The organism is Falsochrobactrum ovis, from assembly GCF_003259955.1.
Classification (GTDB): Bacteria; Pseudomonadota; Alphaproteobacteria; order Rhizobiales; family Rhizobiaceae; genus Brucella; species Brucella ovis_A.
In genome coordinates, this window is the sequence record NZ_QLMK01000001.1 from 677,193 (window position 1) to 690,943 (window position 13,751).

The following is a 13,751-nucleotide window of genomic DNA, read 5'->3' on the forward strand; positions in this document are numbered from 1 at the left end:
TGTGCAAAGATCGCGTAACTGGTTAAAGGTCTTTCTATCAAAAGGGAACCTATACTAAAGTGCAGTTCATTGTTTGCTAATCGACCATATGTAGGATGCCAGAAAAGGCACCTACGAAAGAAGGGTATCCGTGGTTAGTTCCGTCCCTGTTTATGTCATTAATCTCAAGCGCTCGCAGGATCGCTGGGAACAGATCAAAAACAGCGCTGAGAAATTCGCAATTGATCTTCATCGTGTCGATGCAGTCGAAGGAAAAAATCTGAGCGGCGAGGATTTAAGCGACTTTGATGAGGCCGGTTTTCGTCGTTGGCACGGTAAAATCGCTATGCCTGCTGAGATCGGTTGCTATTTCAGTCATATCCGTGCTCTGGAAGTGATAGTAAATTCTTCAGCGCCCTATGCGGTCATCGTTGAAGATGACGTTGTTTTTATTCCGCAGTTCCAACCTTTCGTGCAAGAAGCCATGAAATTACGCGGCTGGGACGTGATTAAACTGGTCAATCACCGCGTCGCTGTATTTCGGAACTTCCATAAAATCGACGATCAGATTTCCATTGGCCGATGCGTGCATGGCCCGTCCGGCAGCTCGGCAGCCTATATTGTTTCAGCGGCAGGTGCTGCCAAATTGCTCAAGGCCATTAAGCCAATGAGATTACCCTATGACGTCGCGCTAGAGCGGGGTTGGGCGGGTGATTATGAAATATTCACCGCAAATCGTCCCATTGTTTCATTGTCTGGCGCGTCAATTTCGACTATCGCCCAAGGCAGAGGCGTTTATGCTAAAGTACGGCTGCCCGCTTATAAAAGATTAGGAACTCTGCTGTTTCGCACCACAGATTATATGCGCCGGATTGTTTACGCATGTGCGCCAAAAAACCTTAAAGAGGGCAAAATTTGAGTTTTTTAAGAAAAACATTCTGGATTCGCCGCAGGATTGATGCGTGGGCTTTAGGTATAGCATCAATGTTGATGCCTGTCCGCATCGGGCTCGGACCGCTGATCCTGTTTTTGTTCTCTTGCATCGGTGTTTATCTGGCTGCCGGTCGGCATGCAACAGCGCGTCTATTTGCCAAAAAATTCTATTTATTCATTCTACTTTACGGGGCTTGGTCCCTAGGGCTGACGCTGTTTCGGGGCGAGCCATTCGCGGATAATCGCCAGATCGGATATACTTTATTATTGGTTTTATTTGCCTTTGCCGGGCCAGGTATGGTCCTAATACGCGACCCGCTACGCGTCTACGTATTGGGAGCACGACTGGGGACAGCCGTAGCATTATTGGCCACCATCTATCTCGCTCTGACTGAGGGCGGACGGATAGGTGTTGGGGGCAATCAAGCCGTATTCGCATTTGTAGTGGCGGTTTCGGCGATTTCCGCGTCCATTCCTTTGTCTCGCGCACCCGTTTATCTCGCAAATGGCCCGCATTGGCTCTTATTAGGGCTTGCAGCAGTGTTAGCGTCAGAAACGCGCGCAGTAATTGTGGTTCTGCCAATTTTCGCTGCCATTGAGATTGTTTTGTTTTTTCGCCGCTACAGCCTCAAGCATCAAAGCGCAATCTATGCCGTTCTGCTGACAGCGCTTGCGGCATTAATCGTTGTCGGCCCGGTCGGAGAAGTGCTTTCCAAACGATTTGCTGGCATGGTGGAATTTTATGGCACCGGCGACAGCTCCCAATGGGAAGATAAAGTCTCAGCGGATATTCGCTCAGCAATGTGGAAAAGCTCCATTGTTCTGATTTCAGAACACCCGATTGCCGGTGTGGGCGCTTACGGTAAAATGGAGCTCGTCAGACAACATGCTGGTGATCAGGCTCGGCTCTTGCAAGGTTTCCGCCATGTTCACAACACAATTCTCGACGAATTGCTCAATGATGGCTTCGTAGGATTGATATTGATGCTGGCGGCGTTCATTCCGCTTTTTGTTTATCTCTGGCGCCTATCCGACAGCTGGGGCATGCGACGTGCGCTGCTTTATTTTGTCATCGCATCGGCGAGTTATGGTATGCTGCACAATCCTCTGTTGCATGAAGTCACAATCGCATCAGTGATGTTCTTTTTGGCGGCATTAAATGCCACGGCCTCTCGACGCGTCATGGCCGCTCGCCGTAACGGCGTGGATCTAATTTCCTATAAGAAGTGAGTGAAGCATGAAAGCAATCGTAACTGGTGCCGCTGGTTTCATCGGTTTTCATACTGCTTCTCGGCTGCTTGAGGAAGGATGGCAGGTATTGGGAATTGATGATCTCAACGCCTATTATCCGGTTGCGCTGAAAGAAGCGCGTCTTGCAAAATTGTTTGGATATGAAGGTTTTCGCTTTAAAAAAGCGAATATTGCGGATGCCCCGGAACTAAAGAAAGCAATTGGTGCAGATCGCGATGCCGATATTATCATCCATCTCGCTGCCCAAGCGGGGGTGCGCTATTCTATTGAAAATCCTGCTGCCTATATTTCCGCCAATGTAATGGGGCAGGTAACGATTTTTGAAGAAGCGCTTAAACTCGATAAACGTCCGCCGGTAGTTTATGCGAGCTCATCTTCTGTCTATGGCGCTAATGAAAAAATTCCATTTAGTGAAAGCGATTCCGCTGATCACCCGGTATCAGTCTATGCCGCGACAAAACGTTCTGGCGAATTGCTGGCATTCTCCTATCGCCATGTTCATGGGCTTTATTCAACTGGTCTGCGGTTTTTCACCGTTTACGGCCCCTATGGTCGCCCGGATATGGCGCCATGGCTCTTTACCGACGCAATATTGAAAGGTGAGCCTATCCGGGTTTTCAATAATGGAGAAATGCAGCGCGATTTCACTTTCATTGATGATATTGTCAGTGGGGTGGTTGCTGCTGCCAAGCGAATTTTAGCCGAACCCGCCAATACCGAACCGATTTATAATCTGGGCAATAATTCTCCCGTCATGCTCAATGATTTTATCGCGGCGATCGAGAAAGCCACTGGTAAAAATGCCATTCGCAAATTGGAGCCCATGCCTCCCGCCGATGTGCCGCGTACATTTGCGGATGTTGACTTAGCAATACGTGACCTTGATTTTAAGCCCCAGACATCGCTCGCCGACGGGATACCCCTGTTTGTCGAATGGTTTCGCGGCTATAATCAAGTGTGATGAATGAACGAGATAGAAAAAAAGGTTTCCGCACTCTGGCCGAAATGGCGTCAGGTGTCGTTGATCCCGTGCTCCAAAAACGCGCCGGAATTAATCTTTCATTGCTTCAATCATGGGAAGACATTGTCGGCCCAGCCGTTGGCGGAGCGTCACGACCTCTGCGCATTGTTTGGCCCCGCCGGAGAAACGAGGACGACCCCTTTAGCCCCGCAACCTTGGTTATCGCTTGTGAAGGCTTTGCCGCATTACAAATCCAGCATGAGACCGGCGAGATCATCAGTCGCGTCAATGGATTTTTGGGCTTCTCGGCCATTGGGCGTATACGGATAGAACAAAAGCCGGTAGTGACCCCGCACAAGCGCAAAGTCAAAAGACCATTAGCGCTGGCGCCTTCTGAAGAGCGGCGTATTGAAAAGAAGACCGAGAATATTGAAGACGATGCTCTTCGTGCGGCTTTAGAAAGGCTAGGCAAAAATATTTTGGCCGAAAAGCGGCGCAAGATGAAGTAAAACTTTTGATCAAAGCCGCATCAAACACTGTACTTGCCATAAATTTGATGCAAGTTTGAGGTTTATCGACCTCATTTTTACGTGAAGTGCTGGCGATCAAATGCTCGACACTTTAAATTACATTGAAAAACTAACGTTAAACAGGATTGGGTGATTCGTATGGCCGCTGTGCTTAATCGCAGACATGTTATTTCTCTCGCAGGGGCTGCTGCTGTGGGACTGGCTTTTACTGGCAGTTCTAATGCACAGACGGCTGAAGCAAAGGTTGATGCCGCCAAGGTTGCAGAAAGTGGCAAGCTCAAAGACATGGTCTATGGCCAGGAAGACGCGCCGGTCACGATCGTCGAATATGCTTCTTTGACCTGTTCTCATTGCGCAGATTTTACTCTTAATACATTTCCCACCATCAAAGAAAAATATATCGACACCGGTAAAGCTCGGCTAATTTTCCGTGAGTTCCCGTTCGATCCTCGCGCCACCGCTGCCTTTATGTTAGCGCGTTGCGCACCGGAAGAACGCTATTTTCCGATGATTGATGTTTTTTTCAAACAGCAACAGCAATGGGCAACAGCCCCAGATGGCAAAGAAGCTTTGCTGCAAATCGCAAAACTTGCCGGTTTTACACAGGAGTCCTTTGAGGCTTGCTTGACGAACCAGCAACTTCTCGATGATGTGAGAGCGACGATGGAACGGGGATCGGAAGAATTTGGTGTGAATGCGACACCGACTTTCTTCATAAACGGACAAAAATACGCTGGAGCCCTTTCGGTTGACGAGATGTCGGCAATTATCGACAAGCTTCTCTAAATCGCCTTTCGGCATGAAAAGCGGTCGCATCATTGTGTCCGCTTTTTCTTTTTCTATTTTTGATATGGGGGGAGTTTGCTGATGCGCTTCTCCAAATTACGCCTTGTAGGCTTCAAATCCTTTGTCGAACCGGTTGAGTTCATAATTGAAGGCGGCCTGACCGGAGTGGTCGGGCCTAATGGTTGCGGCAAATCCAATCTTGTCGAAGCTTTGCGCTGGGTGATGGGAGAGAACTCCTACAAAAATATGCGCGCTTCCGGCATGGATGATGTCATATTTTCCGGTTCCAACACGCGGCCAGCACGTAATTCAGCGGAAGTTGTTCTATTTCTGGATAATTCGGCTCGTACCGCTCCTGCAGCGTTTAACGACGCTGACGAATTACAGGTATCACGGCGCATTGAGCGTGAGGCCGGTTCTACCTATCGTGTCAACGGTAAAGAGGTTCGGGCTAAGGATGTCCAACTGCTCTTTGCCGACCAATCCACCGGCGCCCGTTCCCCATCCATGGTGGGTCAGGGGCGGATTGGCGAACTTATTCAGGCCAAGCCACAGGCTCGCCGCGCGCTTTTAGAAGAAGCGGCGGGAATTTCCGGACTTCATAGCAGGCGGCATGAAGCAGAATTGCGCTTGCGTGCGGCCGACACCAATTTAGATCGTCTCGAAGATGTTATCGGTGAGTTAAACAGCCAGATTGAAAGCCTGAAACGCCAGGCTCGTCAGGCCAATCGCTTCAAAACTCTTTCTGCGGATATTCGGCGCGCCGAAGCCGCATTGTTGCATTTGCGTTGGAGCCAGGCGAAAGCACAGGAAGGCGAAACCCGCAGCGCGCTGGCGCAGGCGACTTCTGTGGTCGGCGAAATGGCGCAGTTGCAGATGAAAGCCGCACGAGATCAAGCGGTGGGCGCGCTGAAATTACCGCAACTGCGCGAGGCAGAAGCGAAAGCTGCAGCCGCTTTGCAACGCATCGCAATTGCACGAACCCAGCTTGATGAAGAAGAGGGGCGTATTCATGCTCGGCGCTCCGAACTGATGAAGCGCCTTGAGCAATTAACGGCGGATATTGCTCGTGAAGAGCAAATGGTTAGCGAAAATGCTGATATTTTAGCGCGACTTGAAGAAGAAGAGCAAAATATTTTCGCTGCAAATGAAGATTCGGGTGAAAGAGAAGAACAGGTTCGGATTCTTTTTGAACAGGCTGAAACCCGCCTTGCTGAGAGCGAGGAACAACTAGCTCAGGCGACCGCCGAACGCGCGGAAGCCATTGCCGAGCGGACACAAATAGAACGCGCTTTGACGGAAGCACGCGAACGACGTGCACGTGCGGAAGGCCAGATCGCACAAATTGAGCGCGATATATCCGCCACTATTGAACAAATAGGCGGATTGTTCGATCCCGCTCAAAAACGCGTTGCAGTAGAGACTGCTGCGGAAATGCTGGCTGCGTCCGAAGAAACAATTTTACTTGCGGAAGAGCAAGTGGCGCAGGCGCGCGAAAAAGAAGCGTCCAGTCGGCAGCCGCTCAATGAAGCTCGTACCGAATTAAGCCGCATCGATGCAGAAGCTGAGACCCTGGCACGCATTCTCAATACAGAAGAAACAGCGATGTTTCGACCTGTTGTTGAAGAATTGCGGGTTGAAAAAGGGTATGAAATTGCGCTCGGTGCGGCGCTTGGCGAAGATCTTGACGCGGCGCTGGATGAGAAAGCGCCAGTTTACTGGGGGCTTAATTCAGCTTCAATCGATGATCCCGCATTGCCCGAAGGTGCAGTGCCGCTGATAACGCTGGTCGACGGTCCAGAACCTTTGCGTCGCAGGCTGGCCCAAGTGGGGGTAGTCGCGGATGATGTAGGTCAACAATTGCAGCCGATGCTGCGGCCCGGACAGCGCCTAGTGAGCAAGGCCGGCGCGCTGTGGCGTTGGGATGGTTTTACCGCAAGGGCCGATGCGCCAACTCAGACCGCACAGCGCTTGGCGCAAAAAAATCGGCTCGACGAACTTGAACAGGAAGCCATAACAGCGCGAAAGCGAGTTCAAACTGCACAGGAAAGCGTTGAGCAAGCGGAAGCCGAGGTGCGGGAAGCTGTCGAATATGAGCGCGTTGCCCGCGACGCATGGCGGATGAACCAACGCAAATTGGACCAAGCACGCGAAGCACTATCTGTAGCAGAACGAGCAGCAGGAGAGCTAGCGGCCAAACAATCCGCTTTAGAGGAGGCCAGAACTCGGCTTAAGGAAAACCTTGAGGAAGCGCAGATCCGCGCGGTTGAAGCAGAAGACCGTCTCAGCAGCATGCCCGATATTGAGGCTGTTACGCGAAAGTTGAACGAACTTAACAATCAGGTATTAGCCGACCGGGCGGCCCTTGCAGAAGCGCGCGCCACCTATGAAGGCTTGCGGCGGGAGGCAGGATCACGCCAGCATCGTCTGGAGATGATAGCGCTTGAAAGACGCAACTGGATCGCCCGGGCTGAGAATGCTGCAATACAGATTGCAGCCCTCAATGATCGCCGCTTTGAGGCGACAGAAGAAGTGGAAAATCTCGTCGACGTGCCCGATGAGATTGAAAGACGTCGCCGCGCTTTGCTTAACGAACTCGCCAACGCAGAAAGCGAACGGAATCAATCGGCGGACAAATTGGCCAAAGCCGAAGCTGAGCAGGCCGAACTCGACAAAGCAGCCGCCCTTGCCATCCAACAACTGGCCACAAGTCGCGAGCAACGGGCACGTGCCGAAGAGCGACTGACAGCGGCAGAAGAACGGCGCAAAGATGCGGAAGCCCGCATTGCTGAAGTGCTCAATTGTGCGGCCCATGAAGCATTCCGGCATACGGGCCTGACACCGGAAGACAAATTACCTGATCCGGACCAATTGGAACGGCAACTCGAGCGCCTCAAAATCGAGCGAGAAAGGCTCGGCGCGGTTAATCTACGCGCAGACGAGGAAAGCCAAGAGCTTATCGAGCGGCTCGATGCGCTGATTTCTGAGCGGGAAGACATCATTGAGGCCATCAAAAAATTGCGCCAAGCAATTCAGAACTTGAACCGCGAAGGTAGGGAACGGTTGCTCGCCGCGTTCGATGTCGTCAATGAGCAGTTCCAACGGCTGTTTACGCATTTGTTTGGCGGAGGCACGGCTGAATTACAGCTTATTGAAAGTGACGATCCGCTGGATGCAGGTCTGGAAATTATTGCGCGCCCACCCGGCAAAAAACCTCAGACAATGACACTCCTATCCGGCGGCGAGCAGGCGCTGACCGCTATGGCGCTAATATTTGCGGTGTTTTTGACCAATCCTGCGCCAATCTGTGTGCTGGATGAAGTCGATGCCCCGCTTGATGACCATAATGTCGAGCGTTTCTGCAATTTGATGGATGAAATGGCAGAAACCACTCAGACGCGCTTTCTCATTATCACCCATAATCCAATCACAATGGCGCGCATGAACCGGCTATTCGGAGTAACCATGGGCGAACAGGGTGTCAGCCAGCTTGTTTCGGTTGATCTGCAAACCGCAGAAACTTTGCGCGAAGCAAGCTAAACTGTGCCTATTTTTCACTCCAGACGGCTAATTCATTGCCAGCAGGATCAGTGAAGTGGAACCGGCGTCCACCCGGAAAAGAATAGATTGGTTTGATTATCTTACCACCAGCATCCGTTACGCTTTCCGCGGCTTCCTCCAGATTCTTGGCATAAAGCACAGGAAGCGGTTGAGGTCTTGCAGCGTTATCCGCATCAAAACCACCGTCCAAACCTTCGGAGAATGCAGCATATGTCGGTCCATAATCCGTAAACGACCAACCGAATACGCGCGAATAAAAGCTTTTGACTGAATCAAAAGAACCATTACCCGCAGGCATTTCAAGATAATCTAATTTGCCGTTCATACGCATGTGAGCCTCATTGTTCTGGTTATGTTCCGATTAGTGCCCAAGATTATCCAAAAGTCAATTCTCTTAATGTGGAGTTTGGAAAATCCAATCGATTCGATTCGGGATTGCGTTCTTTTTAGATGGTGCGCGGCTGAAGGATCGCTTATGCAGAGGGCTCGCCCATGCATGGTTATGTTTGAGTGAAATTCTGCGTAGGGAGACCAGAATGGCGAAGTGGGTTTACTCATTTGGCAATGGAAAAGCAGATGGTACGGCCAGAGACCGTGAACTGCTCGGAGGGAAGGGCGCCAATCTTGCTGAAATGAGCAGCCTTGGCCTGCCGGTTCCGCCTGGCTTCACCATCACCACGGAAGTCTGCACGTCCTTTTACGAAAATCAGCACCGTTTTCCGCAAGAGCTCAACGCTCAAGTAGCAGATGCTCTCGCCCAGCTTGAGACGCTGACGGGCCGTAATTTGGGCGGGGCTAAAAAACCTCTTCTCGTCGCAGTCCGTTCTGGCTCTCGCGTTTCCATGCCGGGCATGATGGACACGGTACTAAACCTTGGGCTGAATGACGAAACGGTTTTAGGTCTCGCAAAAGAGGCCGGTGACGAGCGTTTTGCCTATGACAGCTATCGTCGCTTTATCCAGATGTATTCCGATATAGTGCTGGGCGTCGATCATGCTTTCTTCGAAGAAATCCTCGACGATAAAAAATTGGCCTTAGGTGTCGATGTTGATACGGCACTCACTGCCGAAGATTGGAAAGAGGTCATTGCGCAATATAAAGCATGCGTGGAAGAGGAAACGGGCGACCAATTTCCACAAGATCCGCTCCAACAGCTTTGGGGTGCTATTGGAGCGGTCTGTTCGAGCTGGATGAATGCACGTGCGGTGACCTATCGCCGTCTGCATAACATCCCTGAAGCCTGGGGAACCGCGGTTAATGTGCAGGCCATGGTGTTTGGCAATATGGGCGAAACCTCAGCAACCGGGGTTGCTTTCACCCGCAATCCGTCTACGGGCGAAAACAAACTCTACGGCGAGTTTTTGGTCAATGCGCAGGGTGAAGATGTCGTATCAGGTATTCGCACCCCGCTAAATATCACGGAAGAAGCACGCATAGCCGCAGGTTCTGATAACCCCTCGCTCGAAAAATTGATGCCCGATGTTTTCGCTCAATTTCTTGAAGTCGCTAAAGGACTTGAGCGGCATTATCGCGATATGCAGGATCTGGAATTTACCATTGAGCGCGGCAACCTATGGATGCTGCAAACCCGATCGGGCAAACGTACGGCGAAAGCAGCGCTACGTATTGCTGTTGAAATGGCTGAGGAAGGGGTGATTAGCGAGGATGAAGCGATATTGCGCATCGACCCGGCGGCACTTGATCAACTTTTGCATCCTACCATTGATCCGCATGCCGAAAGACAGCTGATCGGCCAAGGTTTGCCAGCATCGCCCGGAGCTGCAACCGGCGAAATTGTGTTCACCTCGGAGGATGCTGAACAGGCGAAAGCAGAAGGTCGAAATGTTATTTTGGTGCGCGCTGAGACAAGCCCTGAGGATATTCACGGCATGCATGCAGCGGAAGGTATCTTGACCACGCGCGGAGGGATGACGAGCCATGCCGCCGTTGTCGCACGCGGGATGGGTAAGCCCTGTGTGTCTGGTGCTGGTAGTTTACGCATTGATATTCGCAATGGTGTCCTGACTTCCGCAGGACAGGCCTTCAACAAGGGTGATATCATCACGATTGATGGCAGCGCAGGCCAGGTGCTCAAAGGCGCAGTAGCTATGCTCCAGCCAGAATTATCAGGCGATTTTGGTCGTCTTATGCAATGGGCTGACAAAGCGCGCAGCATGAAAGTGCGTGCAAACGCGGAAACCCCAGCCGATGCACGCGTTGCGCGCTCCTTTGGTGCAGAAGGTATCGGGCTCTGCCGAACCGAGCATATGTTTTTTGAAGGCGAACGCGTTAATCTCATGCGCGAAATGATCCTCGCGGATAATGAAGCGGGCAGGCGGTCAGCATTGGACCGGTTGCTGCCCATACAGCGCGCGGATTTTGTTGAATTATTTGAAATCATGAAGGGGCTGCCAGTCACGATCCGCCTGCTAGACCCACCTTTGCATGAGTTTCTGCCACGCAGCTCAGCCGAAACAGAAGAGGTAGCCAGAGACTTAAAGATAGACCCAAATCGCTTACGCGAACAAGCGGACCATCTCCATGAATTCAATCCCATGTTGGGCCATCGCGGCTGCCGATTGGCGATTTCTTATCCCGAAATTGCAGAAATGCAGGCACGGGCAATTTTTGAAGCGGCTGTTGAGGCAGGCAGAAAGAGTGGCGAACCCGTAGTGCCGGAAATTATGGTCCCGCTGGTCGGACTTAAGGCCGAACTTGATTTCGTCAAATCCCGTATCGACGCTATTGCGAAAGACATTATTAGCGAAGCCGGCATGCAGATTAATTACATGGTCGGCACCATGATTGAGCTGCCACGCGCTGCCCTGCGCGCAGCAGAAATAGCACAGACGGCGGAGTTTTTCTCATTCGGCACCAATGATTTGACGCAGACGACTTTCGGTATTTCGCGCGATGATGCTTCCGGTTTTTTGAGCACCTATCAAAATCGCGGGTTGATTGAACAGGATCCGTTCACTTCGCTTGACCTGGAAGGGGTGGGAGAATTAATCGAGCTGGCCGCCACACGGGGACGCAAAACACGTTCGGATCTTAAACTTGGTGTCTGTGGCGAGCACGCTGGCGACCCTACATCAATAGGTTTTTTCGAAAGTGTCAAACTTGATTACGTGTCCTGCTCACCTTTCCGCATACCGATTGCCCGTTTAGCGGCCGCTCAGGCCGCTATCAGAACAAAGAATTTGCGATAATTTCTGTTTTCATCCGATGCGCAAATATGCTGTTTGAACGTTGCGGCAATGGTCACTAACTTTGACAATTTGTGCTGGGTGGCGGCAATGCTTAAACGGATATAAGAAATCAATCCAATCGGTTATCAGGGTTTGATATCCGATGGCGGTTCAGATGAGAGAATTTTCATCACGGCTGCATAATTGCGACCAAGGCTTTCAAACAATAAATTATCGCCTGTTAGCGGGGCGACGGACAAGGTCGTGCCGTCCTTGCCGAGCGTTACAAAAATGACTTGGTCCTGCGGCTGGCCCGCCACTGCGATTGCACCTATCCGCTGTGCGTTTTCGGTATCAAGGGCTGGCATGTTGAAAAGAACCTCGCCGCCGACGCGTTCGGCTGCTTTGGCAAGGGCTGTGTCAAAGCCTTCGGTGAGCACATCAATAGCACCCAGTGCAAACTCTAACTCAACGGCTTCCAGCGAAATTTCCTGGCTGCCATTGGCCGAGCTCGATAAGTTGCTATTTTGATATGGGGTACGATTCATATCGCCTCTCCGACGAATCTGCAAAAGCCCCCGTATAAGCAATCATGCCGTTGATTAGTAGGTGCTGCAATAGGGTATCTGTTGATTTAATTATATTTTATCCTTTATTGCCCAGCTGACATTGTTTTCAGGCTAAATAATGAACCAGAGGTTTTACGTCGATCATGTCTCTGTTATGTCTGAGCTATCATATTATTTGGAGCGAGAATGAATAAACTTCGCTACCAGCGCCGTGTATCTCGTTCAGCCATATGGGCACTCCGTTTAGGAGTTTTTTCGGCACTGCTTTTATTCTTGGATTTTCTTGCGCATAGGTTTTGGGAGATAGAAACACCAGACGCGGTGATCATTGCGACTTTAAGTGCAATGCTTGCTACGATTGCATTGCTTTGTGCCGTTCAAGGTTTTCGCAATCTTTGGCAGAATGGCGATAAGGGTGGCACGCGCTCCTTTTGGGGCGGATTTTTAAGTTTGGTGGTGATTGCGCTGTTGGGAGTGGTTGCCGGATTTTGGTATATCTCGCCCCCCATTTATGATGTGACCACCGATTATGAAACGCCGCTGCGGTTTCCTTCAACTATGCCGGAGCGCACATTTCGGATGAACGCCATTACATCACGGGCTGAAACCGACATGATAATGCAATTATCGGCCTATCCGGAAGTTTCGCGCCGCCGCTATGATGCATCGCCAGATCGCGTAGGGCAGGGTGTGGATGCTGTATTGGAAGGCTTTGGCTGGGAGCGTATCAGTCCCGCTCATGGAATATTGTCGCAACAGCCGGTATTAAACTTTGCCGCTGTAGCCCATAGTCCGATCTTGGGCCTGAAAAGCGACGTGGTCATTCGTCTGCAAGACGAAGGCGAAACCACATTGGTGGATATGCGTGCAGTCTCTCGTTATGGAAACCGCGATATGGGGCTTAATGCAGCATTTATTACGCAATTTATGACCGCATTAGAGGGCGAAGTGAACAAAGCCCCGGCCGATGCAGAATAATCAACCCGGCAAATAGGCCCCTTTTAGCGAAGGATCACCTTTGGTTGTTACTTCCCCCCGCGCCACCAAATCTTCCAAATGCGCCAGCACCGAAAGCCGCGCTGCGCCAAGAAGACGAGGATCGGTGTCGCGATAGATCGCTTGCACCATATCGCTGATGAACCGATCGCCTTGCCGGATGCGTTCGAGAACTGCGCGCTCCCGCATTTTGCGATGCGCGCGCAGCCCACGCACAAATGCAGCCGGGCGGGTCACCGCTCCGCCATGGCCCGGATAGTAAACCTGATCTTCGCGGGCGAGCAGCTTATCAAGCGAGGACATATAATCGCTCATTGATCCATCCGGAGGCGCAACGATCGAAGTCGCCCACGCCATCACATGATCGGCTGAGAATAAAATATCTCGCCCTTCCAATGCAAAAGCCATGTGATTGGCTGCATGCCCCGGAGTATGAATTCCGCGCAGGCGCCAGCCATCGCCCTCAACAATCTCACCGTCCGCGAGCGCGAGATCGGGTGTAAAATCCAGATCAGAACTCGCCTCAAGCCAACTTACTTCGCCGGCATGGTGCGGACGGGCGGGGCGATGCGGACCTTCAGCAACGATTTGCGCGCCAAAATCTTTCTTGAGCCGTTTTGCCAGCGGCGAATGATCAAGATGCGTATGGCTAACAAAAATATGACTGACTGGTCGCCCTCTCACGACAGAAATTATCGCCCGATAATGGTCGTCATCTTCCGGGCCCGGATCGATGATGGCGAGCGTATCGCGTCCAATAATGTAACTATTAGTGCCGTGGAAGGTAAAAGCGCTCGGATTCTTCACAGTTAATCGCAGCACATCTTTATCTAACGAGACTGGCTCCCCATATGAAGGGTGGAAACTATCGTCGAACACAAGCGCCATCAAATAATCCAATTTAACTTCTTTGGTGGGCAAGGGCATAAGCCCTAACGCGGTTGGTTTCAATCGGTGGTCGGACGAGGAAGTTCTGACCAGTACCGAGCCCCGGATG

General features: G+C 51.3%; 11 protein-coding genes. 8 read left to right on the forward strand and 3 right to left on the reverse strand.

What is annotated here, in order from left to right:
- The first annotated feature begins 130 nt into the window (after nucleotides 1–130).
- From C7374_RS03195 to C7374_RS03220, 6 genes are all read left to right on the forward strand, one after another.
- The gene (locus C7374_RS03195) at nucleotides 131–898 is read left to right on the forward strand and encodes a glycosyltransferase family 25 protein (protein WP_111574137.1); all 768 of its coding nucleotides are present in this window, start codon (nucleotides 131–133) and stop codon (nucleotides 896–898) included.
- A gap of 65 nt (nucleotides 899–963) precedes the next feature.
- The gene (locus C7374_RS03200) at nucleotides 964–2,142 is read left to right on the forward strand and encodes an O-antigen ligase family protein (protein WP_245412557.1); all 1,179 of its coding nucleotides are present in this window, start codon (nucleotides 964–966) and stop codon (nucleotides 2,140–2,142) included.
- Between the two features lie 7 nt (nucleotides 2,143–2,149).
- On the forward strand, nucleotides 2,150–3,124 hold the full coding sequence (locus C7374_RS03205) for an NAD-dependent epimerase/dehydratase family protein (protein WP_111574139.1): 975 nt from the start codon (nucleotides 2,150–2,152) through the stop codon (nucleotides 3,122–3,124).
- Nucleotides 3,124–3,633 carry a DUF721 domain-containing protein gene (locus C7374_RS03210; protein WP_111574140.1) on the forward strand — a complete coding sequence of 170 codons (510 nt, stop codon included), beginning with the start codon at nucleotides 3,124–3,126 and terminating at the stop codon, nucleotides 3,631–3,633. The genes C7374_RS03205 and C7374_RS03210 overlap by 1 nt, the downstream gene beginning before the upstream one ends.
- Before the next feature lie 159 nt (nucleotides 3,634–3,792).
- Nucleotides 3,793–4,440, forward strand: a complete 648-nt coding sequence (locus C7374_RS03215; RefSeq protein ID WP_111574141.1) for a DsbA family protein — start codon at nucleotides 3,793–3,795, stop codon at nucleotides 4,438–4,440.
- Nucleotides 4,441–4,521: 81 nt separating this feature from the next.
- Nucleotides 4,522–7,980, forward strand: a complete 3,459-nt coding sequence (locus C7374_RS03220) for a chromosome segregation SMC family protein (protein WP_111574142.1) — start codon at nucleotides 4,522–4,524, stop codon at nucleotides 7,978–7,980.
- Between the two features lie 7 nt (nucleotides 7,981–7,987).
- Here C7374_RS03220 and C7374_RS03225 read toward each other — a convergent pair whose 3' ends face one another.
- Nucleotides 7,988–8,332: a VOC family protein gene (locus tag C7374_RS03225; protein ID WP_111574143.1), complete on the reverse strand. Its 345-nt coding sequence runs from the start codon at nucleotides 8,330–8,332 to the stop codon at nucleotides 7,988–7,990.
- A 205-nt stretch (nucleotides 8,333–8,537) separates the two neighbouring features.
- Between C7374_RS03225 and ppdK the strand changes: the two genes are divergently transcribed.
- A complete protein-coding gene (gene ppdK / locus C7374_RS03230) occupies nucleotides 8,538–11,210 on the forward strand; it encodes a pyruvate, phosphate dikinase (RefSeq protein ID WP_111574144.1) in 2,673 nt (890 codons plus the stop codon).
- 125 nt (nucleotides 11,211–11,335) lie between these two features.
- On the opposite strand, the gene C7374_RS03235 is transcribed toward ppdK, so the two are convergent.
- Entirely contained in the window at nucleotides 11,336–11,737 is a 402-nt protein-coding gene (locus C7374_RS03235) for a hypothetical protein (protein WP_111574145.1), read from the reverse strand.
- 207 nt (nucleotides 11,738–11,944) lie between these two features.
- Here C7374_RS03235 and C7374_RS03240 point away from each other — a divergent pair, with 207 nt between their 5' ends.
- Nucleotides 11,945–12,736, forward strand: coding sequence for a DUF1499 domain-containing protein (locus tag C7374_RS03240; protein WP_111574146.1), 792 nt, complete (start codon nucleotides 11,945–11,947; stop codon nucleotides 12,734–12,736).
- Here C7374_RS03240 and C7374_RS03245 read toward each other — a convergent pair whose 3' ends face one another.
- Nucleotides 12,737–13,642, reverse strand: coding sequence for an MBL fold metallo-hydrolase (locus C7374_RS03245; protein WP_111574265.1), 906 nt, complete (start codon nucleotides 13,640–13,642; stop codon nucleotides 12,737–12,739).
- Nucleotides 13,643–13,751: the final 109 nt, after the last annotated feature.